Annotated in this window: 26 protein-coding genes; 16 read left to right on the top strand and 10 right to left on the bottom strand. The window is 57.1% G+C overall.

What is annotated here, in order from left to right; translation table 11 throughout:
• Window positions 1-28: 28 nt before the first annotated feature.
• A complete protein-coding gene (locus tag G7069_RS10245; protein ID WP_166297227.1) occupies window positions 29-1960 on the bottom strand; it encodes a prolyl oligopeptidase family serine peptidase in 1932 nt (643 codons plus the stop codon).
• Window positions 1961-2100: 140 nt separating this feature from the next.
• Here G7069_RS10245 and G7069_RS10240 point away from each other — a divergent pair, with 140 nt between their 5' ends.
• On the top strand, window positions 2101-2643 hold the full coding sequence (locus G7069_RS10240) for a peroxiredoxin (protein WP_166297225.1): 543 nt from the start codon (window positions 2101-2103) through the stop codon (window positions 2641-2643).
• 21 nt (window positions 2644-2664) lie between these two features.
• Here G7069_RS10240 and G7069_RS10235 read toward each other — a convergent pair whose 3' ends face one another.
• Together G7069_RS10235 and parE are read right to left on the bottom strand one after the other, a co-directional pair.
• Window positions 2665-3327 (bottom strand): methyltransferase domain-containing protein, encoded by a 663-nt coding sequence (locus G7069_RS10235; RefSeq protein ID WP_166297223.1) that lies wholly within the window; start codon window positions 3325-3327, stop codon window positions 2665-2667.
• A 6-nt stretch (window positions 3328-3333) separates the two neighbouring features.
• Window positions 3334-5223 (bottom strand): DNA topoisomerase IV subunit B, encoded by a 1890-nt coding sequence (parE, locus tag G7069_RS10230; RefSeq protein ID WP_166297221.1) that lies wholly within the window; start codon window positions 5221-5223, stop codon window positions 3334-3336.
• 100 nt (window positions 5224-5323) lie between these two features.
• Between parE and G7069_RS10225 the strand changes: the two genes are divergently transcribed.
• Complete coding sequence (locus G7069_RS10225) at window positions 5324-5593, top strand: hypothetical protein (protein WP_166297219.1); 270 nt, start codon at window positions 5324-5326, stop codon at window positions 5591-5593.
• Between the two features lie 20 nt (window positions 5594-5613).
• On the opposite strand, the gene G7069_RS10220 is transcribed toward G7069_RS10225, so the two are convergent.
• Genes G7069_RS10220 through G7069_RS10205 form a run of 4 tightly spaced genes read right to left on the bottom strand, consistent with a single transcriptional unit; the run spans window position 5614 to window position 8461 of the window.
• A complete protein-coding gene (locus G7069_RS10220; protein WP_166297217.1) occupies window positions 5614-6921 on the bottom strand; it encodes an arsenic transporter in 1308 nt (435 codons plus the stop codon).
• 18 nt (window positions 6922-6939) lie between these two features.
• Window positions 6940-7665, bottom strand: coding sequence for an arsenical resistance protein ArsH (gene arsH, locus G7069_RS10215; protein ID WP_205758719.1), 726 nt, complete (start codon window positions 7663-7665; stop codon window positions 6940-6942).
• On the bottom strand, window positions 7662-8075 hold the full coding sequence (gene arsC / locus G7069_RS10210; RefSeq protein ID WP_166297215.1) for an arsenate reductase (glutaredoxin): 414 nt from the start codon (window positions 8073-8075) through the stop codon (window positions 7662-7664). Before arsC ends, arsH begins: the two co-directional genes overlap by 4 nt.
• Before the next feature lie 38 nt (window positions 8076-8113).
• Window positions 8114-8461, bottom strand: a complete 348-nt coding sequence (locus tag G7069_RS10205) for a metalloregulator ArsR/SmtB family transcription factor (RefSeq protein ID WP_166297213.1) — start codon at window positions 8459-8461, stop codon at window positions 8114-8116.
• A 291-nt stretch (window positions 8462-8752) separates the two neighbouring features.
• Here G7069_RS10205 and G7069_RS10200 point away from each other — a divergent pair, with 291 nt between their 5' ends.
• The 7 genes from G7069_RS10200 to truD are packed head-to-tail and all read left to right on the top strand — an operon-like array spanning window position 8753 to window position 15200.
• On the top strand, window positions 8753-10438 hold the full coding sequence (locus G7069_RS10200) for a CTP synthase (protein WP_166297211.1): 1686 nt from the start codon (window positions 8753-8755) through the stop codon (window positions 10436-10438).
• Window positions 10439-10467: 29 nt separating this feature from the next.
• The gene (gene kdsA, locus G7069_RS10195; RefSeq protein ID WP_166297209.1) at window positions 10468-11292 is read left to right on the top strand and encodes a 3-deoxy-8-phosphooctulonate synthase; all 825 of its coding nucleotides are present in this window, start codon (window positions 10468-10470) and stop codon (window positions 11290-11292) included.
• A 51-nt stretch (window positions 11293-11343) separates the two neighbouring features.
• Complete coding sequence (eno, locus tag G7069_RS10190) at window positions 11344-12627, top strand: phosphopyruvate hydratase (RefSeq protein ID WP_166297207.1); 1284 nt, start codon at window positions 11344-11346, stop codon at window positions 12625-12627.
• Between the two features lie 9 nt (window positions 12628-12636).
• Entirely contained in the window at window positions 12637-12990 is a 354-nt protein-coding gene (gene ftsB, locus G7069_RS10185; RefSeq protein ID WP_166297205.1) for a cell division protein FtsB, read from the top strand.
• On the top strand, window positions 12987-13688 hold the full coding sequence (ispD, locus tag G7069_RS10180; protein WP_166297203.1) for a 2-C-methyl-D-erythritol 4-phosphate cytidylyltransferase: 702 nt from the start codon (window positions 12987-12989) through the stop codon (window positions 13686-13688). Before ftsB ends, ispD begins: the two co-directional genes overlap by 4 nt.
• On the top strand, window positions 13685-14173 hold the full coding sequence (gene ispF / locus G7069_RS10175) for a 2-C-methyl-D-erythritol 2,4-cyclodiphosphate synthase (protein WP_166297201.1): 489 nt from the start codon (window positions 13685-13687) through the stop codon (window positions 14171-14173). The genes ispD and ispF overlap by 4 nt, the downstream gene beginning before the upstream one ends.
• A gap of 28 nt (window positions 14174-14201) precedes the next feature.
• Window positions 14202-15200, top strand: coding sequence for a tRNA pseudouridine(13) synthase TruD (gene truD / locus G7069_RS10170; protein WP_240912676.1), 999 nt, complete (start codon window positions 14202-14204; stop codon window positions 15198-15200).
• A gap of 4 nt (window positions 15201-15204) precedes the next feature.
• On the opposite strand, the gene G7069_RS10165 is transcribed toward truD, so the two are convergent.
• Window positions 15205-15726, bottom strand: a complete 522-nt coding sequence (locus G7069_RS10165) for a Smr/MutS family protein (RefSeq protein WP_166297196.1) — start codon at window positions 15724-15726, stop codon at window positions 15205-15207.
• A gap of 72 nt (window positions 15727-15798) precedes the next feature.
• On the opposite strand from G7069_RS10165, the gene surE reads away from it, so the two are divergent.
• From surE to G7069_RS10145, 4 genes are read left to right on the top strand one after another with little or no spacing between them, the layout of a single operon-like run.
• Window positions 15799-16584: a 5'/3'-nucleotidase SurE gene (gene surE, locus G7069_RS10160; protein WP_166297194.1), complete on the top strand. Its 786-nt coding sequence runs from the start codon at window positions 15799-15801 to the stop codon at window positions 16582-16584.
• The gene (locus G7069_RS10155) at window positions 16581-17258 is read left to right on the top strand and encodes a protein-L-isoaspartate(D-aspartate) O-methyltransferase (protein WP_166297192.1); all 678 of its coding nucleotides are present in this window, start codon (window positions 16581-16583) and stop codon (window positions 17256-17258) included. The genes surE and G7069_RS10155 overlap by 4 nt, the downstream gene beginning before the upstream one ends.
• Entirely contained in the window at window positions 17255-17860 is a 606-nt protein-coding gene (locus G7069_RS10150; protein ID WP_166297190.1) for a YqaA family protein, read from the top strand. The genes G7069_RS10155 and G7069_RS10150 overlap by 4 nt, the downstream gene beginning before the upstream one ends.
• Before the next feature lie 5 nt (window positions 17861-17865).
• On the top strand, window positions 17866-18735 hold the full coding sequence (locus tag G7069_RS10145; RefSeq protein ID WP_166297188.1) for a peptidoglycan DD-metalloendopeptidase family protein: 870 nt from the start codon (window positions 17866-17868) through the stop codon (window positions 18733-18735).
• Here the strand turns inward: G7069_RS10145 and G7069_RS10140 are convergent, their stop codons facing one another.
• Window positions 18736-19113, bottom strand: a complete 378-nt coding sequence (locus G7069_RS10140) for an Mth938-like domain-containing protein (RefSeq protein ID WP_166297186.1) — start codon at window positions 19111-19113, stop codon at window positions 18736-18738.
• On the bottom strand, window positions 19113-19418 hold the full coding sequence (gene yhbY, locus G7069_RS10135; protein WP_166297727.1) for a ribosome assembly RNA-binding protein YhbY: 306 nt from the start codon (window positions 19416-19418) through the stop codon (window positions 19113-19115). Before yhbY ends, G7069_RS10140 begins: the two co-directional genes overlap by 1 nt.
• 66 nt (window positions 19419-19484) lie before the next feature.
• Between yhbY and rlmE the strand changes: the two genes are divergently transcribed.
• Genes rlmE through folP form a run of 3 tightly spaced genes read left to right on the top strand, consistent with a single transcriptional unit; the run spans window position 19485 to window position 22962 of the window.
• Window positions 19485-20114, top strand: a complete 630-nt coding sequence (gene rlmE / locus G7069_RS10130; protein WP_166297725.1) for a 23S rRNA (uridine(2552)-2'-O)-methyltransferase RlmE — start codon at window positions 19485-19487, stop codon at window positions 20112-20114.
• A 29-nt stretch (window positions 20115-20143) separates the two neighbouring features.
• On the top strand, window positions 20144-22048 hold the full coding sequence (gene ftsH, locus G7069_RS10125; protein WP_166297184.1) for an ATP-dependent zinc metalloprotease FtsH: 1905 nt from the start codon (window positions 20144-20146) through the stop codon (window positions 22046-22048).
• Between the two features lie 14 nt (window positions 22049-22062).
• A complete protein-coding gene (folP, locus tag G7069_RS10120; protein WP_166297182.1) occupies window positions 22063-22962 on the top strand; it encodes a dihydropteroate synthase in 900 nt (299 codons plus the stop codon).
• Window positions 22963-22987: the final 25 nt, after the last annotated feature.

Genomic DNA, 22987 nt, shown 5'->3' with positions numbered 1-22987 from the left:
GCTTTTTAGCGCTCAAATCAGCGTTTGCTTAAGGCGCGTTATTACGCTTCAAGAAATCTTCCATCTTCAAATACAAGGTTTCACGATTTTTCGGATCAAAGAAGCCGTGGCCTTCACCCGCAGCGACCATGGTTTCGACCTTGATGCCATTCGCGCTCATTGCGCTCTTCATCGCATTGAACTGGTCCATCGGCACGCGGTTATCGATGGCACCTTGCGCAAGGAAGACCGGCACCTTGATCTTGTCGACGTTGCGTGCCGGTGAATTAGCAATCCACACAGCCTTGTCGTCGCCGAGGACGCGCTTCAAATAGCGACGACCCGATTCGGTGTCCGGAATATCACCCGCCTTGTTCATCACGGTGAGGTCGTACACGCCGACATAACCAATGGCGCAACGATACAGCTCTGGAAAACGGATCGGCTGCATCAACGCAGCGTAGCCGCCGTAGCTTGCGCCAAACGTACAGACGCGCTTGGCGTCCGCCCACTTGTTGTCGATCGCCACCTTGACGGCATCTGCAAGATCGTCCTGCATCTTGCCGCCCCATTCGCGATACCCAAGCTCTTCAAACTTCTTGCCTTGGCCACCTGAGCCGCGATAGTTGACTTGAATCACCGTGTAACCGCGGGTCGCAAAGAACTGCACGTCGGGGTCGAAGCCCCATCTATCGTACGGCCCGTGCGGACCGCCATGCGGCAACACGATCATGGGCTGTGGGCCGCTGCCTTGACGCGTGACAAAGGCTTGTAGCGTTTCGCCATGACGCGACTTGAATTCGATCGGCATCATCGGCGCCAAGTTTTGCGACTTGATCCACGGCATTGCTTCAGCCACCAATTGCAAGCTGTTGTCGTCGCGATTGACGACATACCAAGCACCGGGATTGCGATCTGAGTGCACATAAATGAGCACCTTCTTGTTGTCGCGGGTAAAGTTCAGAATCTCAACCAGCTGACCCGGAAACGCCTTCAACATGCCGGCATGTAGCTTCGCGTACTCAGAGGTCGGATCGAAATACTTGATGGTCGGCTTGCCTGCATCGGTCATCGAGCCGAACGGTTCACCACCGCGACCCGCGCGCAAAATGCCCGATACGTCAAAACCTGCACGGCTGGGGAGTTCAGTTCGAGTTTCGCTGGCTACATCGATCTTGTAGAACGAGGTTGCTTCGCCGTTGTTGGTCAATACAGCGAACATCGTTTTGCCGTCTTTCGAAAAGAAGGCGTGGTCAATGTCGCGACCCGCAATGGCGCGCGGCATTTCAGACCAAGCACCGTCCTGCACTTTGCGCCATTCGATTTTCTTGGGTTCGCCATCAACGTCATACAACACGCGAGCGCGTGATTTGCCGTCTTGATCGAAGAAGATTGCCGCTGAGCCTTTGACACGCTCAATTTCGGAGCGATGACCTGTGCGTGTATCGACTTTGTACACCACGGTGTCCGGGGTTTCGCCGCAGTCCCAGCAGGTGAACTGGACAAGTGCTGCGCCCGGCTCTTTGTCGATGACCTGCGCCACCTTCGCGAAGCCTTGGTCTTTGCGGCGACCCGTTGTCGACCCGCTGTCACGGAAATAGCCGAAGAGGGTCTCTTGATCGGTGCCATCCAGGTTGGTCGAGAACAGTTGACCCATGCTGACCGGCAACGGACGCAGTGGAAGCGTGCGTGCACGTGCCAAGGTCACGCGATCATCGGCGGTCCAAATAATGTCGCTGACGTGTTCGAGTCGGCCGAAACGGAGTGTTTGCGTTTTGCCGCTGCCATCCAACGAAACAATTTGCAATTGGGTTTCTTTTTCGTCGGCCGTCGGTACCGTCATCGCGACGTATTTGCCGTCGGGTGAAAGCGCGACCTGATTGATTTCTGCATGGCGCGAAAGATCCATTGCAGATGGCGCTTGCGCGAAAGCCGAGCCACAGGCAATAGCGCCCGCAACTACGAGAATGCGTTTAAACATGTTGTCCCCAAAAAGTGTCTGAAATGCAACTTGACTACGCTACCGCGATGACCTGCATGCCGTCCAGTGTCGTCGCCTTCTCGCATCCATGACGGCACGCGCGTATGCTCTGGGCTCACTCGGTTTTGAGACGTATGCACATGAATACTGCCCTTCAGCGCACATTGGTCGCAGCCGTTGCTGCAGTCGTCTTCATGGCTGCACCTGCCAACGCGGAATTGAAAGCGGGCGACACCGCGCCGAGCTTCAAAGCACAGGCCTATTTAGGCGGTAAGGCGTTCACATTCACCCTCGCAGACGCCCTGAAGAAGGGGCCGGTAGTTGTGTATTTCTTCCCCGCGGCCTATACCTCGGGCTGCAATGTAGAAGCGCACTTGTTCTCTGAGGCGATTGATCAATTCAAAACCTACAAGGCCACGGTGATCGGGGTCACTGCGGGCAATCTTGATCAACTCTCAAAGTTCTCCGCAGACACGAAGCTGTGCAGCGGTAAATTTCCAGTCGCTGCGGATCCGGGGGCGAAGATTGCCAAGACCTATGATGCGGTTCTGGCGTTGAAGCCGGGCTGGTCCAGCCGGACGTCGTATGTGATCGCGCCCAGCGGAAAAATTGTGCATGTGCACTCAGAAATGAGCCCCAACGGCCACGTCAAAGCCACACTCGACGCGCTGAAGGCGATGTAAGCCGGACAGATTCGGCGCAGTTTAGCGTCCGGGTTTGACCGCTTCGAGTTCCCAACGCAACCAGAACTGATCCACAAAGGTCTCTTCTGGTTTGCCGCGCATGCGTCGAGACCAATGACGCCAGCGCTGTGCCAATTGCTTCCCGCCTGATGCGTAGCGTTTGACGCGCAGCGCATTGGCTTCGTTATCGGCGTCGGCGTGACGCGATTGTTCGGGATTGACCCAGTCTTGCCTCAGCAACTTGAAGGTGCCGGTGAACCCGTACATGCGACCCAGCGGATTGTCACCGCAGAAATAGTTCACGGTGTCTTCGGTAATGATGTTGACGTGTGTCGGATCCGCAAATGCTTGCGGGTGTGGCCAAGCCGGCGTGATGGCATAGAAGCGTCCGCCCGGTGCCAGCACGCGCCACACCTCGTTCATGACATCAATGAAAGGTGCTCGGGTGCCGCGACCATCGGTGGTCGGAAAAATGCGCGGCACATGTTCAATGAAATCAAACGCAGACACAGACGCGAAGTAGTCGTCGTCAAACGGAATCGGGTCAAGCGTGAGATTGGCGGGTCGATAGTCGACACCTTCAATCTGTAAGGGGCGAATATCGACGCCACACAGCGTTTTGCGGTCATACGGGTTGCGCGGAAATTTGCCGCAACCCAAGTCAAGGTGTCGATCGTCTGCCATACGCACTCAAACCTCCAACGTCGCTAAGTCGCCTTTTTGTTCGAGCCACGACTTGCGGTCGGAAGCGCGTTTTTTCGCAAGCAGCATATCCATCAAGCTACGGGTTTCTTCTTCGTCATCAACGGTCAACTGCACCAAGCGACGGGTGTCCGGATGAATTGTGGACTCGCGCAATTGCATGGGATTCATTTCACCCAAGCCTTTAAAGCGCGTGACACTGACGACGCCTTTCATTTTTTCGCGCTCGACGCGCTCAAGCAGAATGCGCTTTTCTTCTTCGTCCAGCGCATAGAACATCTGCTTGCCCACATCGACGCGGAACAGCGGTGGCATTGCGACGAATACATGGCCTGCATTGACCAATGCAGGGAAGTGGCGCACAAACAAGGCAGCCAACAAAGTGGCGATATGCAAGCCGTCCGAGTCCGCGTCGGCCAAGATCACGACTTTGCCGTAACGCAAGCCAGAGATATCGTCTTTGCCGGGGTCACACCCAATTGCAATCGCCAAGTTATGCACTTCATCTGACGCAAGCACTTGCCCGGAGGCAACTTCCCAAGTGTTCAAGATTTTCCCGCGCAGCGGCAAGATTGCTTGGAAGTCTTTGTCGCGTGCTTGGCGTGCACTGCCACCTGCAGAGTCACCTTCGACCAAAAACAATTCGGTGCGTGACAAGTCCTGAGAAATACAATCCGCGAGCTTGCCGGGCAGGGCAGGACCTTGCGTGACTTTTTTACGAACAATTTGCTTCTCGGTCTTCAAACGCGCGGACGCACGTTCGATCGCGAGTTGCGCAATGCGCGTCGCGAGTTCGGTATGTGTGTTCAACCACAATGAGAACGCATCGTGCGAGGCGCCTTCAATAAAGCCCGCTGCTTGGCGTGAACTTAAGCGCTCTTTGGTCTGGCCGGAGAACTGCGGTTCTTGCATCTTCAAAGACAGCACGAACGCCACGCGGTCCCACACATCTTCCGGTGCCAACTTCACACCACGCGGCAGCAAATTCTGGAATTCACAGAATTCGCGCAAGGCCATGGTGAGCCCAGTCCGCAAACCATTCACATGGGTGCCGTGCTGCGCTGTCGGAATCAAATTGACATAGCTTTCCTGCACCAACTCGCCTTCCGGCAACCATGCGATCGCCCAGTCAACGGTTTCTGTGTCTTTCTTAAGCTGACCGACAAACAGGTCAGGTGGCAAGCGTTCGATATCGCCCAACTCGCCATTCAAATAATCACTCAGACCGTCTTCGTAGTACCACTGCACTTTCTCTTCACTGGCTTCGTCAAACAAAGTGACGGTCAGTCCAGGGCAGAGCACAGCCTTGGCGCGCAAGAGGTGTTTGAGCGCACGAAGATAAAACTTCGGTGTATCGAAATATTTGCCGTCCGGCCAGAAATGCACACGTGTGCCTGTGTTCTTTTTACCGACCGTCCCAACCACTTCCAATGCCGAGGTGCGATCGCCGTTGGCGAAAGACATCTTGTATTCGTTGCCGTCGCGCTTGATGAACACATCCACGCGTGTCGACAAGGCATTGACGACCGAAACACCGACGCCATGCAGGCCACCGCTAAAGGTGTAGTTGCGGTTACTGAATTTGCCGCCCGCATGCAAACGCGTCAGGATCAATTCGACGCCGGGAATGCCTTCCTCGGGGTGAATGTCCACCGGCATGCCGCGGCCGTCGTCTGACACTTCACAGCTGCCGTCTGCGTGGAGCACGACGTCAATGCGTGAGGCATGACCGGCGAGGGCTTCGTCGACCGCGTTATCGATGACTTCTTGGGCCAAATGGTTCGGCCGCGTGGTGTCGGTGTACATGCCCGGACGGCGTTTGACGGGATCCAGGCCGGATAGGACTTCAATATCGGAAGCGTTGTAGCGAGTATTCATGAATAACCAAGTCAGTCGATTCAAACAGTGTACGGGCAGGCGCGGTTCAGCTAAAGCTGCGAAAATAAGGGTGTCCTAATTCAGGACCGTGGAGCAAAGCATGAAACTCAAAAAATGGGTCGTGTTGATGGCAGTAGGCACTGCGGCAATGGCTGTCGCGGGCGGTGCCTTCGCACAGGCCAAGGTCGACAAGACCAAACAGCAAGCATCAGAAACCATGGACCACAGCAAGATGGACCATAGTCAAATGGATCATAGCCAGCATGCCGATACGGCGGCGAAGGCCAAGGCCGACGCCAACGCCAAGAAGGCTAAAAAGTCGTCAAAGACCGGCGATGAAGAGGAAGAAGAGGAGCAGCGCCGTCCTTGAGGACAGCGCGCCCACAGGCATCAAGAGGTCACAATTGGAAGCCAGAGCCACAACGCTATTAAGGTGGCTAGCAAAATGGGCGGAGTGAGAATGAGCCCGACCTTCATGTATTGGCCCCAAGTAATCCGCTGGCCTTTACCTGCGAGCACGTGCAACCACAACAGCGTCGCCAGCGATCCAATGGGCGTGAACTTAGGGCCGAGATCATTGCCCACCACGTTTGCATAGATCATCAGCTCCCGTGTAAGCGGTGGAACGTTGACCGCGTCGATGGCCAAGGCCCCTACGAGAGTCGAAGGCATGTTGTTCATCACTGATGCGAGCGCGGCGACACCAAAGCCGGTCCCGATCGTGGCAACGAACGTACCTTGCGCAGCCAACCAAGTGAGAACGCGGGTAGCAACCACTGTGAGCCAAGCATTTCCAAGGCCGTAAACGATCAGGTACATACCGAGCGAGAACAACACGATCTGCCATGGCGCGCCGCGTAACACCTTGCCAAGTGCGACTGTCGCGCCTCGGCCGCCAGTCAGCCAGCGCCCCGCGATTGTCATCAAGATCAACGCTGCCGCGCCTGTCACCAGTGCGATAGGGATGCCAAGCGGGCCGGTGACGAAGTAGGCGATCAGCAACAACGCCAGCAGCGGAAATGCCGCACGGAACACGATTGGATCGCTGATCGCGTCTCGGGGCTGCTCCAACGCGCCTACTGTGTAGCTGGCCGGAATATCGCGACGGAACCAAAGCCAGAGCACCAGTAGAGTTGCGGCGACCGACACAAGATTGACTGGCACCATAATCGCGGCATAGCGGTCGAACGGAACGCCGAAGTAATGAGCGGTGACAATGTTTACCAGGTTGGATACCACCAGCGGCAGGCTTGCGGAGTCGGCGATGAAGCCGCAGGTGATTGTGAACGCCAAAGCACCCGCAGGCGGGAAATCGAGGCGCAATAGAATCGCCAGGACAATGGGCGTCAGCAACAGCGCGGCACCGTCGTTGGCGAACACGGCCGCTATCGCTGCGCCTAGCAGCACTACCAGCGGAAAAAGTTTTCGACCATTGCCGCCGCCCCAGCGCGCGACGTGCAGCGCAGCCCATTCAAAGAACCCAGCCTCATCGAGAATCAGTGAAATCACGATCAAGGCGACGAAGGTAAACGTGGCGTCCCACACGATCCCCCATACCGTGCCGATGTCATTCCAGCCAACCACACCTGTCGCAAGTGCGACAGCCGCGCCGGTGATCGCGGACGAGCCTATTCCCAAGCCGCGCGGTTGCCAAACGACGAATATGAGAGTGACGACAAAGATCGCGAGGGCTAGCATTGCACGCGCCGGAAAACTTTAGATTGAGCGCTGGTTGACGCGTGCGGAAAGCGCCTCGGCGCTCTCCACACGTTCGGAATATCGATCCGTGAGATAAGCGGATCGACCGCGCACGAGCCACGTGAACTTGACCAGTTCTTCGCAGACATCGACCAAGCGCTGGTAGTAGGACGAAGATTTCATGCGGCCGGCCTCGTCAAACTCTTGGAACGCCTTGGCGACGGATGATTGGTTGGGGATTGTCACCATGCGCATCCAGCGGCCGAGGACACGGAGTTGGTTGACCGCGTTGAAGCTCTGCGAGCCGCCGGAAACTTGCATGACGGCCAAAGTCTTGCCTTGGGTTGGCCGCTTCGCGCCTTCCGTCAGCGGAATCCAATCGATTTGCGCCTTCATAGTCCCGGTCATTGCTCCATGGCGCTCCGGGCTCACCCACACCATGCCCTCAGACCAATTGGCCAGCTCGCGCAGTTCATGAACTTTGGGATGATCCGGAGCCGCGCCATCGGGAAGCGGTAGGTCGCGTGGGTCAAAAATTTGCACTTCGCAGCCATACCAATGCAACAACCGCGCCGCCTCCTGCGCGAGAAAACGCGAGTAAGAGCGTTCACGTATGGAGCCGTAGAGCACCAAGATGCGCGGTGGATGGGTCGGATCGCTAGGCGCGGCTAGGATGCCGGTATCGATAGGATGGAGTTGGGCCGAGTCGATATTCGGCAAATCGTTCAACAGATTTTCGTTCACGCGAAGGTCCCGAATGTCCCCACGACTTCGCCGTCTTCCTTCATAAACGTCGCGATTGGTTTGGCTAGGAGGTCCAGAACTTTCTCCGAAGGTCTGCACAGTGCCGTGCCCTTTTCGGTCACGACGATCGGCCTGTTGATGAGGATGGGATGCGCCATCATCGCGTCCAAGAGCTGGTCGTCGGTCAACGCCTGATTCTCCAATCCAAGCTCAACGTAGGGCGTGCCCTTCTGACGTAACAGGTCGCGCGGGACCATGCCCATGTCGGCGATCAACTCCGCGAGCTTTGCCCGAGTCGGCGGCACCTGCAGGTACTCTATGACTTCGGGTGTTTCGCCCGACTGTCGGATCATTTCTAGTGTGTTGCGGGACGTGCCGCAGGAAGGGTTGTGGTAAATGGTGACGGTCATGGTTGGGCCACATTGGACATGTGCGGACGTGCGATTACTCATGGGCAAGCATCCGAAGTGCAGACGGGCGCGAGTTTGATGAGGTCGCCGCAGATTTCAGGGTTCCCTGAGCAGCAGTCCGCGGTGAGAAAGGCCAGGAGCTGGCGCATATTTTCGTAGCTGGCCGCATAGAGCACCCGCCGACCGTCACGCCACGAACGCACAAGCGCAGCCCGTTCTAGCGTGGCCAAGTGAAAACTCATTCGCGTCGGCGGAATCGAGAGACGCTCGGCAATGTCGCCCGATGCAACACCTTTGGGACCCGCCTTCACTAAAAGTCGGAAGGCGGTCAGCCGGTCTGCGTGCGCAAGGGCGGATAAAGCGGATATGGCAGCATCATCGTTCATAAATGCAATTCTACAAAGATATTTGTAGAATGCAATAGTAGATGGGCGTTTGTTATCTGTTGCGTTAGCTCAGGACACGACAAGCAACAAATCTTCCGTGGTTTAGTCCTCGCGATCACCACATGCACGAAGGCAAGCCAACACGTCGGCGAATCGTCTCCGCTTTTAGTAGCCCGCTTTCATGATGTGGCTCACGCGGTGTTGACGGACTTTTCTATTGCCTTTGCAGAAAGGCGAGCAACTCCCGGTACGAATCGGTAAAATACGGGTTTCCAGCGAGCCGACGCCCTCATGACTCCCCCCGCTGCTGCCAAGACCCCTTTAATTTTCGTGACCGGCGGTGTGGTTTCCTCGCTGGGCAAAGGCATCACCGCAGCTTCGCTTGCCGCCATCCTTGAAGCCCGTGGCCTACGCGTCACGATGATGAAGTTGGATCCGTACATCAACGTCGATCCCGGCACCATGAGTCCGTTCCAGCACGGTGAGGTGTATGTCACCGACGACGGCGCTGAAACCGACCTCGACCTCGGTCACTACGAGCGTTTCGTCTCGACGCGTTTGTCCGGCAAGAACTCGATCACCACCGGCAAGATCTACGACGCTGTCATCCGCAAGGAGCGCCGCGGCGAATATCTGGGTGGCACCGTGCAGGTCATCCCGCACATCACCGACGAAATCAAATTGCGCATCGACGTCGCGACCCAGGGTTTCGACGTGGCCTTGGTGGAAATCGGCGGCACGGTCGGCGACATTGAATCCTTGCCCTTCTTGGAAGCCATTCGCCAAATTCGTACGGAACGCGGCGCGGCCAATGCCATGTTCATGCACCTCACTTTGGTGCCCTACATTGCGGCAGCAGGCGAGCTCAAAACCAAACCGACGCAACACTCGGTGAAAGAATTGAGATCGATCGGTATTCAGCCCGACGTGCTGATTTGCCGCTCAGAGCAGCCCTTGCCGGAAGGCGAGAAGCGCAAGATTGCCTTGTTCACCAATGTGCCTGAGCGCGCTGTCATCACGGCCATCGACTTGGACAACATTTACAAGATTCCTGCATGGCTGCGTGACCAAGGTCTCGACCAATTGGTGGTTGAACAACTGCGTTTGGATGCGGCGGCGTCGAAAGATGCGGATCTGTCGGAATGGGACGCTGTCGTCGACGCGTCGCAAAACCCGATTGATGAAGTCACGATTGCGATGGTCGGCAAGTATGTCGACCATAAAGACGCGTATAAATCGGTGGCTGAAGCGCTGAAGCATGGCGGCATCCGTCAACGGACACGCGTCAATATCAAGTGGCTCGAGTCAGAAGACATTGAGCGCCATGGTGCAGCAGCCATGTTGAAAGACGTCGAAGGTGTGCTTGTGCCCGGTGGCTTCGGCGACCGCGGCTTTGCCGGCAAAGTGTCCACCGCGCAATATGCGCGAGAAAATAACTTGCCGTATTTCGGGATTTGCTACGGCATGCAAGCGGCCATCGTCGATGCAGCGCGCAATTTGGCAGGTCTCGAAAACGCGAACAGCACCGAGAACGATAAAAACACCCCGCATCCGGTCATCGGCCTGATTACAGAATGGCGCACATCATCCGGTGACGTAGAACGCCGCGATGAAGCCAGTGACTTGGGCGGCACCATGCGCCTAGGCCTGCAAGATCAACGCATCAAGCCGGGCACGCGCGCACATCAAATGTATGGTGCAGACGTCGTCGGCGAGCGTCATCGCCATCGCTACGAATTCAACAATCACTACCGCTCACCCCTGGAAGCGGCAGGCTTGGTGTTCTCGGCCAAGTCCATGGACGACACCTTGGTCGAAATGATCGAATGGCCGAACCATCCTTGGTTTGTGGCTTGCCAAGCGCATCCTGAGTTCTTGTCGACGCCACGGAAGGGACACCCCTTGTTTGTCGGCTTCATCCGCGCCGCGCGTGAAAAGAAAGCCGGCGGTCAGTTGCTCAACGAAGCTGCGGCGTAATCGCTGCAGCTCGCGAAAAGGATATTTGAATGAATCTTTGCGGTTTTGAAGTTGGGCTGGACAAGCCGTTTTTTCTCATTGCGGGCCCGTGTGTTGTCGAATCCGAACAATTGCAGGTCGATACCGCAGGCACTTTGAAAGAAATCACCCAAAGCTTGGGGATTCCTTTCATCTTCAAATCCAGCTTCGACAAAGCGAACCGAACCTCCGTGAACAGTTTTCGCGGCCCGGGCATGGAAGAAGGCTTGCGTGTACTCGCTGAAGTGAAACGTCAGCTCAATGTGCCTTTGCTGACCGACGTGCACGAATACACGCCGATGGACGAAGTGGCCTCGGTGGTCGACGTGCTACAAACGCCGGCCTTCTTGGTACGCCAAACCGATTTCATCACCAAAGTGTGTGCGGTGGGCAAGCCCGTCAACATCAAGAAAGGCCAGTTCCTCTCGCCGTGGGACATGAAACCGGTGGTCGAGAAGGCCAAGTCGACCGGCAATCAAGACATCATGGTCTGCGAGCGCGGTGCGAGCTTCGGGTATAACAACTTGGTCAGTGACATGCGTTCATTGGCCGTGATGCGCGATACAGGGTGTCCGGTCGTGTTCGACGCCACGCACTCGGTGCAGTTGCCGGGCGGGCAGGGCAATAGCAGTGGCGGCCAGCGCGAGTTCGTGCCGGTGCTGTCACGTGCGGCCATGGCCGTGGGCATTGCGGGCATCTTTATGGAAACCCATCCGGATCCGTCCAAAGCCTTGTCGGATGGCCCGAATGCATGGCCGCTCGGCGAAATGAAGCGCTTGCTGGAAACGCTGATGACCATTGACGAAGCAGTCAAACGCGATGGTCGTGCGCTGTAAGTCATCGAACTGTGTTTAAAAAAATTGAAATCACCCTCTGGAGTGCTTGAAGTGCAAATCGAAAAAATCCACGCCCGCGAAATCCTCGACTCACGTGGCAATCCCACGCTCGAAGCGGAAGTGACCCTCGCCGATGGCAGCTTTGGCCGCGCAGCGGTGCCTTCGGGCGCGTCCACAGGCGCGAAAGAGGCCGTTGAACTGCGTGACGGTGACAAGACCCGCTACCTGGGCAAGGGTGTTCGCAAAGCAGTAGAAAACGTCAACACCACGATTGCCAATGCCGTGCAAGGCATGGACGCATTCGACCAAAAAGGTGTCGACGCACGCTTGATCGATTTGGACGGTACGGAAAACAAAGGCCGTCTCGGCGCAAATGCCTTGCTTGGTGTGTCGATGGCTGTTGCGCACGCTGCTGCGGCATCGCGCAAATTGCCCTTGTGGCAATACTTGGCGGACGGCAATGCGCCGGAACTGCCGGTCCCGATGATGAACATCATCAACGGCGGCGCACACGCAGATAACAACGTCGACTTGCAAGAGTTCATGATTCTGCCGGTGGGCTTCGACAAGTTCTCCGACGCATTGTGCGCAGGCACCGAAGTGTTTCATGAGCTGAAGTCGGTCTTGAAGTCGCGTGGTCTTTCTACTGCAGTCGGTGATGAAGGCGGTTTCGCGCCTGACTTGCGCAGCAACGCAGAAGCCCTCGACACCATTCTCGAAGCCATCGGTAAAGCCGGTTACACCGCAGGTGAAGACATTCTGTTGGGCCTCGATGTGGCCTCCAGCGAGTTTTTTGAAAGCGGCAAGTACAACCTGAGCGGCGAAGGCAAGCGTCTGACCAGCGAGCAGTTCACCGACTTCTTGGCCGATTGGTGCAAGCAATATCCGATCATCACGATTGAAGACGGTATGGCCGAAGACGATTGGGCGGGTTGGAAAATGCTGACCGAACGTCTCGGCGACAAAGTTCAATTGGTGGGCGACGATTTGTTCGTGACCAATCCGTCGATCTTCAAAGAAGGCATTGATCAGCACGTCGCCAACGCGATTCTCATCAAGGTCAACCAAATCGGCACCTTGTCTGAAACGCTTGAGGCCATCGCCATGGCGCACGCTGCCAACTACGCGGCCGTCGTCTCGCACCGTTCGGGTGAAACCGAAGACACCACGATCTCGGACATCGCAGTCGCAACCACGGCAACGCAAATTAAGACGGGCTCGTTGTGCCGCAGTGATCGCGTCGCCAAGTACAACCAATTGCTCCGCATTGAAGAGCAATTGGGAGCGGCCGCGAAGTACGCAGGCCGTTCTGCGTTTGTGTCTTTGAAGCGCTGATCCGACTACATGAAGGCTGTCCGTATCGCGACATTGCTGCTGGTATTGCTGCTCATACTTCTGCAATACCGGTGGTGGTTCGGCACGGGTGGGCGACAGGACGTCGCCGAGTTGAAGGCTAAAGTCGTCGCGCAAGAAAAAGACAACGAAGCGCGCAAGCAACGCAACGATGCACTCGCCGCCGAAGTCAAAGATCTCACCGATCCGGCTTCTGGCGGTGCTGCGGTTGAGGAACGTGCGCGCGACGAGCTCGGCATGATCAAGCCGGGTGAAACCTTCTATCGCGTGATCAATGACAAACCCGCGCCCGCCGCCGATGCACCACCGCCTGCACCAACGGCGGCAGCGGACGAGGCCCCTTGAGTACCGCGACCTGGTGCGTGGTACCGGCCGCTGGCAGCGGCCAACGCTTCGGCGGGCCCATTGCCAAGCAGTTTGTTGAGATTGAAGGCAAGTCGATTCTGATGCATACCCTCGAGGCGCTTGCCGTGCACGCGTCTGTCGAAGGCTTGGTGGTGATCCTTGCCGAAGACGCGTGCCCCGAGTTGCCCGAGACGGTGTTTGAAAAGCCAATTATTCGCTGCGTCGGCGGCGCATCGCGCGCGCACTCGGTGTTGAACGGCTTACATGCATTGCCAGACACGCTTGATGCGTCGGCGCTCGTGTTGGTTCACGATGCGGCACGCCCCAACGTGCAGGTCTCAGACATTTCAGCGTTGCTCGATGCAGCGAACAAGGCGCCTTCGGGTGCGCTTCTGGCTGCATCCGTCAGTGACACTTTGAAGCAATCCAATGGAGCGATGGAAGTCGAGCAGACAGTGCCTAGAGCACAGTACTGGCGCGCGATGACGCCGCAATGCTTTGCAAAAGGCCCCTTGATGGCTGCACTCCAAAGCGCGTTTGACGCCGGTGTTGAAATCACTGACGAATCGATGGCCATGGAGTTGGCGGGTCACCACCCCAAGCTGGTGGCAGGGCGCGCGGACAATTTGAAAATCACAACGCAACCCGATCTGGCGTGGTTCGAAGCGCAGTTGGCAAAGAGGTCAATCCGATCATGAGTACCGATATTCGCATTGGCAGCGGTTTTGACGTGCACGCGTTCACGGAAGGTAACCACGTCATGCTCGGCGGCGTACGAATTGAACACAGCGCGGGCGTTGAAGCACATAGTGACGGTGATGTGGTGCTGCATGCATTGTGTGACGCGATTTTTGGCGCGTTGGCGATGGGCGATATCGGTGTGCACTTCCCGCCGTCAGACATGCGCTGGAAAGACGCCAACAGCATGGATTTCTTGAAACATGCACACGCGCTGATGCACGAACGCGGTTGGCGTTTAGGCAATTGCGATATCACGGTCATTTGCGAACAACCGAAAGTCTCGCCGCATCTTTTGGCGATTCGAACCTCGATTGCAGCGGGTTTGCAGGCCGACATCGAAGACGTCAGCGTCAAAGCGACGACCACTGAAAAGCTCGGCTTCACCGGGCGCAAAGAAGGCATTGCGGCACAAGCGGGCTGTCTCTTGGTTCGCCGTGCCTGAGGTATTGCCCCGAAGCGCAGCGCCTGTGATTACGCAGGCATCGATCCGAAACGAGTTGGATGATTTCATCGTTGAGGAAGTGTCGTCATTCGATGCATTCGGTAGCGGCGAACATTTGCTGCTCACGCTGCGTAAGCGCGGCCTCAGCACACACGCATTGATCGAACACGTGGCGACGTGGGCCGGCGTTCCCACGAGCGCGATTGGCTACGCGGGCTTGAAAGACAAACATGCGGTTACGACACAGCGTCTCACCGTGTGGTTGCCGAAGCGCAAGTCACCTGACATAGCCACGCTCAATACCGATGCCATTGAAGTGATCGAAGCCGTTTGGCACAACCGCAAGTTGTCGACCGGTGCGTTGAAAGGCAATCGATTTACCTTGGTGCTGCGTGACGTGGCGGGTGATCCGGAGGCGATCCGAGCGCGCGTGTCAGACATCGCGCAGCATGGTGTGCCGAACTACTACGGTGAACAACGATTCGGTCGTTTCGGTGACAATGTTGCGCAGGCGCGCGACATGTTTGCGGGCAAGCGCGTAGCCCGCGAAACACGCAGTCTATTGCTCTCTGCCGCACGTTCCGACATGTTCAACCAAGTCCTTGCGCAACGTGTCGAAGCCGGTACGTGGCGCGCAGCGCTCGCGGGCGATGTCTTCATGTTGGACGGCTCTCAAAGTATTTTTGGTCCCGTCGAAGACGACGAAAGTATCCATGCACGCCTTGAATCTGGCGATATTCATCCAACAGGCCCACTCTGGGGGCGTGGCGACTTGCGCACGCAAGCCGACGCCCAATCTTTGGAAACTGAGGTGTTGATGTCGACCGACAATGACGCACTGCGCACAGGGCTAGAAGCGGCAGGCATGAAGCAAGAACGGAGAAGTTTGCGCTTGCGCGTCCGTGATCTGCATGCGACGCAAGAAGGCACCACGCTCACCCTGCAATTCGCACTCGATCCTGGCAGCTACGCCACCACCGTGTTGCATGCACTCGGCGAAGTGATCGACCCTATGCGCAAGGCGTGAACGCTTAGCGCTTTTTCAGCAACACCAACACGGCACCCGTACCGCCTTGCGCGGTCGGCGCAGAATGAAACGCCAGCACATCGCGCCGATGACGCAGATGTTGATCGACAAGATTCTTGATCACAGGTACGCCTTCGGAGTTTCGACCTTTGCCATGAATGATGCGCACGCAGGCAATGCCTTCAGAGAGCACATGGCGTAAAAACACACGCAACAATTGACTCGCTTCTTCCAAACGAAGCCCGTGTAGATCCAGTTCATCCTGCACGGCATACTCGCCGCGCTTCAAGCGCGCCAAGACTTGCGGATTCACCTCATTGCGTCGATACGAAGAGACGTCGCCCGGATCCAGTGCGCCTTGCAACATGACTTGCTTGAATTCGCTCAATGCTGCCTGTTCATCGCGTTCACGCATGCCGGCACCCGCGCGCGGCTTGGGCTTCGAAGGCGCTTCGGGCGGGGCATCCATTCGACGCACGTCGCCAATCGCCTCTAAGAACAGATGGTGATCGTCTTTCTCCGACATTCAATAAGACTAATGGATGAGTCGAACAAACGCTTTCGGTATCATGGTGCTTTAAGCAGAAAAACACCGTAGATGAAGATTCTGGTCAGTAACGACGATGGCGTAGACGCGCCGGGCATCAAGGTCTTAGCCCGTGCGTTGCGCGAAGCGGGGCATGATGTCTTTGTCGTCGCACCCGACCGGGATCGCAGCGGTGCGAGCAATTCCTTGACGCTGGATCTGCCGATTCGCGTCGTTCAAATGGATGAACGCCATTGGCGCGTGCACGGTACACCGACCGACTGCGTCCATCTGGCCTTGACCGGCATGTTTGCAGGCGAAGAAGAGCCCGATATCGTGGTGTCCGGCATCAACAATGCCGCAAATCTAGGCGACGACGTGATCTATTCAGGCACGGTGTCGGCTGCCATGGAAGGACGCTTTTTGGGGCTGCCAGCCGTGGCGGTGTCATGCGTCAATCGCAACCATGCACCACAGCACTACGAAACGGCAGCTCGCGCCGCGGTCGACATTGTGGCCAAACTGGTGGCAGACCCACTGCCTGCCGACACGATTCTCAACGTAAACGTGCCGGACTTGCCGTGGGATGAAATCACGGCGTTTGAAGCCACGCGTTTGGGCAATCGTCATCGCGCCGAAGCCTGCATTGCCGCACCCGATCCGCGTGGCCGTCATTTCTACTGGATTGGTCCTGCCGGTGCCGCGCAAGACTCCGGTCCGGGCACGGATTTTGATTGCGTCAATCGCGGCGCGGTGTCCGTCAGTCCGATTCAAGTCGATCTCACCCGTTTCCATGCGCTTGAACAAGTGGCGAACTGGGTCGTGGGCTTGGACCCCAAGCGCAAGGACGCAGCGTGATCGGTCGGACTTTGCATTCAAGCGGTGTCGGCTTCACATCGCAGCGTGTCCGTGATCGTTTGGTCGAACGCTTGAGAGAGCAGGGCATTCGTAACCCTTATGTGTTGCAGGCCATCGGCAGCGTGCCGAGGCATTTGTTTATTGATGAAGTACTCGCCTCACGCGCTTACGAAGATTCCGCGCTCCCCATTGGTTTTGGTCAAACGATTTCTCAACCTTGGGTGGTGGCGCGCATGACCGAACTGATCTTGGAAGGCGACACGGTGCCCAAGCATGTTCTGGAAATCGGCACGGGTTCGGGGTATCAAGCCGCCGTGCTCGCGGCACTCGGCATGCAAGTGCATACCGTCGAACGCATCGGTGAGTTGCTGCGTACAGCGCGCAAACGCTTCCGTGCACAAGGCATCACATTGCGCAGCAAACACGACGATGGCCATATCGGTTGGGCGGAAGAAGGCCCCTTCGACGCCATCATGGTGACCGCAGGCGCCCAAGCCATCGTCGAAGGCCTCATCGATCAATTGGCACCCGGTGGCACTTTGGTAGCCCCTGTCGGGGGTGGCGCGACACAGGCGCTCGTACGTATTCGTAAGCTCGCAGATGGCAGTTTGGACATCAAAGAAATGGAACCTGTGATGTTTGTGCCATTGCTGCCGGGTGTCGTAGATCAATGAAAATTTTCAAGCCGATCTACGAGAAGGCCCTGCGCTGGGCGAAGCACAAAAACGCGACTTGGATCTTGGCAGGCTTAAGTTTCATCGAGGCCATCTTCTTCCCGGTGATGCCGGAAGTGATGCTGGCACCGATGGCTTTGGCGCGCCCGAAACGCGCTTTTTTCTACGCGCTGGTGAGTTTGTTCGGTTCGATGCTGGGTGCCATCGTCGGCTATTGGCTTGGCCAACATGCGTGGGAACTGGTGAAGCCTGCGTTTGCCGCGATGCACATGCTCGACAAAATTGAAGGCGGCATTCAGACGATTCAAGCCAAAATGCACGAATCGCCTTGGGCTGTGTTTTGGTTCTTGGTGGCGGGCGGCTTCATGCCGATTCCGATGAAGGTCTTTACATGGGCGTCCGGCATCGTCGGTGTGCCTTGGCTTCAGTACCTTGCAGCGATGGTTGTGGGGCGTGCGAAACGTGTGTTGTTGTTGGCCTTGGCCATTCGTTTAGGCGGTGAACGTGCAGAACGCTTGTTGCACAAATGGATTGAACCCATTGGTTGGTTTGTCTTGGTGCTGGTTTTGCTCTTGATCGGCTTTCTGTTTTTAAGGAATTAAATCGTATGAATTTTGCCAACGTGTCGCGCTCGAATGTCGCCGTTGTCGCTGTCGCCAGTGTGGCGTTGTGGCTCGGCGCATGTACCAGCACGGAAGTGGTCCAACGCAACGGTTCGGGTACACCGGTCGCTTCAAGTGGCAAATCAAGCGGTAGCAGCAGTGGCTATGTGCCGATGTCTGAGCGCGTCTCTCAGCCAAAGTACGGCGCAACGGTGATGGTCGAAAAAGGCAATACCGTGTATCACCTCGCCACGACGAATTCGATTACGCCGCTCGATCTGGCTTTGTGGAACAACATTCCGCCGCCTTACACGATTTATCCGGGCCAACGCTTGAAGCTTTATCCGAGCACCGGCAAGAACGCGCCTGCGCCTGCGGTGGCAACCACCCGCGTGGTGTCTCCGCCGGTTGTGACATCACCCACCACGCCTGGCAGCACGACGACGCGTCCGACCACGACGGCCGCTCCCACGGCAGCGGTGGCCACTGTGCCGACCGCGGGCAATGTGTCATGGCGCTGGCCGACGGAAGGCAATCTGCTGAGCACCTATAAAGCCGGCGAGCCCACCCGCCAAGGCATCGATATCGCAGGCACGTCCGGTCAACCGGTACGCGCGGCATCAGATGGCACGGTGGTCTATTCCGGTGCCGGCCTCGTGGGGTATGGCGAGCTCATCATCATCAAGCACAACGGCGAATGGCTGTCGGCCTATGGCCACAACCGCAAGCGCTTGGTATCAGAAGGTCAAAAGGTCAGTGCGGGCCAACAAATTGCCGAATTGGGTCGTACCGCGGCGTCGCGCAACATGCTGCACTTTGAAATTCGCTACGACGGTAAGCCCGTCGACCCGCAGCAATACCTGCCGAAGCGCTAATCAGTTCGACAGCAACAGGGCCGCAATCGCATTGCGGCCTTCACTCGCCAAGACGTTGAACGTGCGCGCTGCTGCGGCGTTCACCATGGTTTCCAATCCGATCCCGCGCGATAAACATGCGGCCAAAACGCTCGGATGCGGAAAGGCTTGTGCATCGCCACAGCCCAAAATAATGACTTCGGGTTTCAGGGCAAATAGAGGCTCGAGTGTTTCGGCGTTCAAATCTGCGAGCGCACGTGCCGGCCAGTCTCGGATCAGTTGATCTCGGGTGACGATGAAACTCGCATGCAAAGTTTCTTCGTTAATTCGCGCCTCGTGCCCGTTCGCACCGCGTAAAACGAAGTGGAAATCAGGTGCTTCTTCGCGAATCAGATCCATTACGCGCGAGGCAAGACAATCGTCCGCTTGTCCTTGGAAGGGCGATACAGCACGGCCGTGTGACCAATGCGCTGCACCAAATGGGCGCGCAGGGCGTCCGCCATGGCGTGAATCACCTGATCGCGCGCTTCGCGGTCGTCGCCACCCACTTTCACTTTGACCAATTCGTGGTGCTCAAGTGCGGCATCCAGTTCGGCTGAAAAAGCGGGGGTGAGCCCCTTATTCCCGATTTGCATCAGAGGCTTGAGGTCATGGGCCATGCCGCGTAGGAAGCGGATTTGCGAGTTGGACAGGGTGTCGGCCATCGTTTCGTAAGCTGTGTTCAATGACGGCAAGGTATCATGAAGGTCGTCATTTGGCCGAGAAAAACCGTGGCCTCGCGTAGCAAAAGCAGTACCCGCTGGCTCCAAGAACACTTTTCCGACCCTTTCGTCAAAAAAGCGAAGGCGGAAGGATTGCGTTCGCGCGCCGCATACAAACTCGAAGAACTGGTCGCTCGCGACAAATTGCTCCGCCCCGGCATGGTGGTGGTCGATTTGGGCGCAGCGCCCGGCGGCTGGTCGCAATGGGTGCGTCAAGCCATGGGCGACAGCGGCCGTGTGATCGCTTCAGACATCCTCGATATGCCCACCTTGGCGGGTGTTGAGTTCTTGCTTGGCGATTTTCGTGAAGATTCCGTCGCTGCCGAGCTTGAACGGATGCTGGGCGCCGATCAGGTGGACCTTGTGCTTTCGGATATGGCCCCCAATATGAGTGGTGTGGATGCCGTGGACCAAGCCCGTGCCATGCACTTGTCTGAACTTGCGATGGAATTTGCCGATCTGCACCTGAAAAACAACGGCGACTTCCTGATCAAGCTCTTTCAAGGCGTGGGGTTTGATGCCTACGTCAAAGAATTGCGCAGCCGTTACAAGAAAGTATCAATTCGTAAACCCGAAGCATCACGCAAACGCTCGAATGAGGTGTATGCGCTGGCGCAAGGGAAAAAAGCAGTAAAGTGAATTTAGCGCGCAACTGCGCGGAGAATGGAATGAACGATTTGGTCAAGAATTTGCTGATTTGGGTGGGTGTAGCGATTGTGCTGATGCTTGTGTTCCAGGGTTTGGGCCCGAAGAGCGCAGGTAGCACGGGCAATGTCAGCTATGACCAATTCGTGCAGCAAGTGCAGGCCGACAAGGTCAGCAAGGTCGTCATCAGCGATGATCGCGGTACGATCACGGCGACCTTGAAAGACGGCTCGAAAACCGTCACTCAAAATCCGGGCGACAAAGACCTGATCAACGATTTGTTGAATCACAAAGTCGCGATCGAACAACAAGCCGCGTCTTCGGGCCGCAGCATTTTGCTGAGCCTGTTGTTCAACCTGTTGCCCATGGTGCTGTTCATCGGTATCTGGTTCTACCTGATGCGACAAATGCAATCGGGTGGGGCAAAGGGCGCGATGAGTTTCGGTCGTTCCAAAGCCAAATTGTTGAGCGAAGACCAAACCAAGGTCACCTTCGCCGATGTGGCTGGCTGTGACGAAGCGAAAGAAGAAGTGTCAGAACTCGTCGAGTTCTTGCGCGATCCGACGCGTTTCCAAAAACTGGGCGGCAAGATTCCGCGTGGTGTGTTGATGGTGGGCCCGCCGGGTACCGGTAAGACATTGCTCGCCAAAGCCATTGCGGGCGAAGCCAAAGTCCCGTTCTTTAGCATCTCAGGTTCCGACTTCGTCGAAATGTTTGTCGGCGTGGGCGCCTCGCGTGTGCGCGACATGTTCGAACAAGCGAAGAAGAATTCGCCCTGCATTATTTTCATCGACGAAATCGATGCCGTGGGTCGCCATCGTGGCGCCGGCATGGGTGGCGGCAACGACGAGCGCGAACAAACCTTGAACCAAATGTTGGTTGAAATGGACGGCTTTGAGGGCGGCGAAGGCGTGATCGTCATTGCTGCAACCAACCGACCGGACGTGCTCGATCGCGCATTGCTGCGTCCGGGCCGTTTCGACCGCCAAGTCATGGTCGGTTTGCCCGACATCAAGGGCCGCGAACAAATTCTGCGCGTGCATATGCGCAAGGTGCCGTTGTCGGACGACGTGCGTCCGGAAGTGTTGGCGCGCGGTACCCCGGGTTTCTCGGGCGCCGATTTGGCCAACCTTGTAAACGAAGCGGCACTGTTTGCTGCACGTCGCAACAAGAACAGTGTCGACATGCTCGACTTCGAAGACGCGAAAGACAAGATCTTTATGGGTCCGGAGCGTCGCAGCATGGTGATGCGTGAAGAAGAACGCCGCAACACGGCGTATCACGAATCGGGCCATGCGGTGGTCGCCATGTCGCTGCCGAAAGCCGACCCGGTGCACAAGGTGACGATCATGCCGCGCGGTTGGGCTTTGGGCCTCACCTGGCAGTTGCCTGAGTTCGATCGCATCAGTGGCTACAAAGACAAGATGTTGGAAGAAATCGCCATCTTGTTCGGTGGACGGATCGCTGAAGACTTGTTTATGGGCGAAGTCTCGACGGGCGCTTCGAACGATTTCGAACGCGCGACGGCTTTGGCGCGTGACATGGTTGTTAAGTACGGCATGTCGGAAGAAATGGGCATCATGGTGTACGCCGATGCGCAAGACGGCACGTGGGGCATGTCGAGCAAGACCATTTCCGAAGCGACACAGCAAAAGGTTGACTCGGAAATTCGTCGAATCCTTGACGCGCAATATGCGCGTGCGCAGCAGATCCTGGAAGACAAGCGCGCGATCGTCGACGCGATGGCCAAAGCGCTGCTCGAATGGGAAACCATCGACGCCGAGCAGGTGAAAGACATCATGGCGGGCCGTACACCGAAGCCGCCGGTCGGCTGGGTCAAGAAAGACGCACCGCCGCCTTCAGAGCCGCCGCCGAGCGAAGGCTTGACCATTGGTGGGCCGCAAACGAGCATCGACAGCATCAATTGATTTGAGGCTGGTCGATGTTCGACACCACACCCCAACTTCGCTGCGGCGACTTCACGGTCAAACTTGACCGTACACGGGTGATGGGCATCGTCAATGTCACGCCCGATTCGTTCTCTGACGGCGGGCAATACAACACGGTAGATGCCGCGATTGCCCACGCGATAGAACTGGCGGAGCAGGGTGCCGCGATTCTAGATATTGGCGGCGAGTCCACGCGGCCCAATGCCACACCGGTCACGCTAGAAGACGAACTCGCACGCGTCATTCCGGTGATTGAAGGGCTGCGCACACGTGTCGACATTCCGATCAGCATTGACACCTTCAAACCCGAAGTGATGCAGGCGGCGGTGAAGGCCGGCGCATCCATGATCAACGACGTCTATGCACTGCGACAGCCGGGCGCCTTAGATGCAGCGGCCGAACTCAAGGTGCCCGTGGTGATCATGCACAGCCTGGGTGCACCGCATGCGATGGACCCGAACCCCGAATACGACGATGTCGTCGGTGAGGTGCATCGGTTCTTAGCGGAACGCATTTTTGCCTGTGAAATGGCCGGCATCGACAAACAGCACATCGTCGTCGACCCCGGATTTGGTTTCGGTAAAACCTTGCAACACAACCTGCAGTTGTTGGCAGGCTTGCGTCGTTTCACTGAGCTTGGCGTCCCTGTGCTCGCGGGCCTATCGCGCAAGCGCAGCATCGGTGAACTGACCGATAGAACGGTGCCCGCTGAACGCATCCATGGCTCGGTTGCCGCACATTTGATTGCCGCGTCCAATGGCGCGCGCATTGTGCGTGTGCATGACGTCGGCGCCACCGTCGATGCACTGAAGGTCTTGGAAGCAGTGCGTGCGATCCCCACGCCGCGCGACGGCAAGCGTCCAGCCCCCGAGATCGTTTGGCCGGAAGACTAGCGCGACAGATACCTCCCCGCGTACT

Origin of the sequence: Lysobacter sp. HDW10 (assembly GCF_011300685.1) — a bacterium.
GTDB lineage: Bacteria > Pseudomonadota > Gammaproteobacteria > Xanthomonadales > Xanthomonadaceae > Solilutibacter.
Note: the sequence above shows the minus strand (reverse complement) of the source record. Positions and strands in the feature narration are given on the sequence as shown.

What these genes read in the sequence shown, in the direction of transcription:
- G7069_RS10245 (WP_166297227.1), bottom strand. Translation starts at nt 1,960, where the DNA reads ATGTTTAAACGCATTCTCGTAGTTGCGGGCGCTATTGCCTGTGGCTCG.
- G7069_RS10240 (WP_166297225.1), top strand. Translation starts at nt 2,101, where the DNA reads ATGAATACTGCCCTTCAGCGCACATTGGTCGCAGCCGTTGCTGCAGTC.
- G7069_RS10235 (WP_166297223.1), bottom strand. Translation starts at nt 3,327, where the DNA reads ATGGCAGACGATCGACACCTTGACTTGGGTTGCGGCAAATTTCCGCGC.
- parE (WP_166297221.1), bottom strand. Translation starts at nt 5,223, where the DNA reads ATGAATACTCGCTACAACGCTTCCGATATTGAAGTCCTATCCGGCCTG.
- G7069_RS10225 (WP_166297219.1), top strand. Translation starts at nt 5,324, where the DNA reads ATGAAACTCAAAAAATGGGTCGTGTTGATGGCAGTAGGCACTGCGGCA.
- G7069_RS10220 (WP_166297217.1), bottom strand. Translation starts at nt 6,921, where the DNA reads ATGCTAGCCCTCGCGATCTTTGTCGTCACTCTCATATTCGTCGTTTGG.
- arsC (WP_166297215.1), bottom strand. Translation starts at nt 8,075, where the DNA reads ATGACCGTCACCATTTACCACAACCCTTCCTGCGGCACGTCCCGCAAC.
- G7069_RS10205 (WP_166297213.1), bottom strand. Translation starts at nt 8,461, where the DNA reads ATGAACGATGATGCTGCCATATCCGCTTTATCCGCCCTTGCGCACGCA.
- G7069_RS10200 (WP_166297211.1), top strand. Translation starts at nt 8,753, where the DNA reads ATGACTCCCCCCGCTGCTGCCAAGACCCCTTTAATTTTCGTGACCGGC.
- kdsA (WP_166297209.1), top strand. Translation starts at nt 10,468, where the DNA reads ATGAATCTTTGCGGTTTTGAAGTTGGGCTGGACAAGCCGTTTTTTCTC.
- ftsB (WP_166297205.1), top strand. Translation starts at nt 12,637, where the DNA reads ATGAAGGCTGTCCGTATCGCGACATTGCTGCTGGTATTGCTGCTCATA.
- ispF (WP_166297201.1), top strand. Translation starts at nt 13,685, where the DNA reads ATGAGTACCGATATTCGCATTGGCAGCGGTTTTGACGTGCACGCGTTC.
- G7069_RS10165 (WP_166297196.1), bottom strand. Translation starts at nt 15,726, where the DNA reads ATGTCGGAGAAAGACGATCACCATCTGTTCTTAGAGGCGATTGGCGAC.
- surE (WP_166297194.1), top strand. Translation starts at nt 15,799, where the DNA reads ATGAAGATTCTGGTCAGTAACGACGATGGCGTAGACGCGCCGGGCATC.
- G7069_RS10150 (WP_166297190.1), top strand. Translation starts at nt 17,255, where the DNA reads ATGAAAATTTTCAAGCCGATCTACGAGAAGGCCCTGCGCTGGGCGAAG.
- G7069_RS10145 (WP_166297188.1), top strand. Translation starts at nt 17,866, where the DNA reads ATGAATTTTGCCAACGTGTCGCGCTCGAATGTCGCCGTTGTCGCTGTC.
- G7069_RS10140 (WP_166297186.1), bottom strand. Translation starts at nt 19,113, where the DNA reads ATGGATCTGATTCGCGAAGAAGCACCTGATTTCCACTTCGTTTTACGC.
- yhbY (WP_166297727.1), bottom strand. Translation starts at nt 19,418, where the DNA reads ATGGCCGACACCCTGTCCAACTCGCAAATCCGCTTCCTACGCGGCATG.
- ftsH (WP_166297184.1), top strand. Translation starts at nt 20,144, where the DNA reads ATGAACGATTTGGTCAAGAATTTGCTGATTTGGGTGGGTGTAGCGATT.
- folP (WP_166297182.1), top strand. Translation starts at nt 22,063, where the DNA reads ATGTTCGACACCACACCCCAACTTCGCTGCGGCGACTTCACGGTCAAA.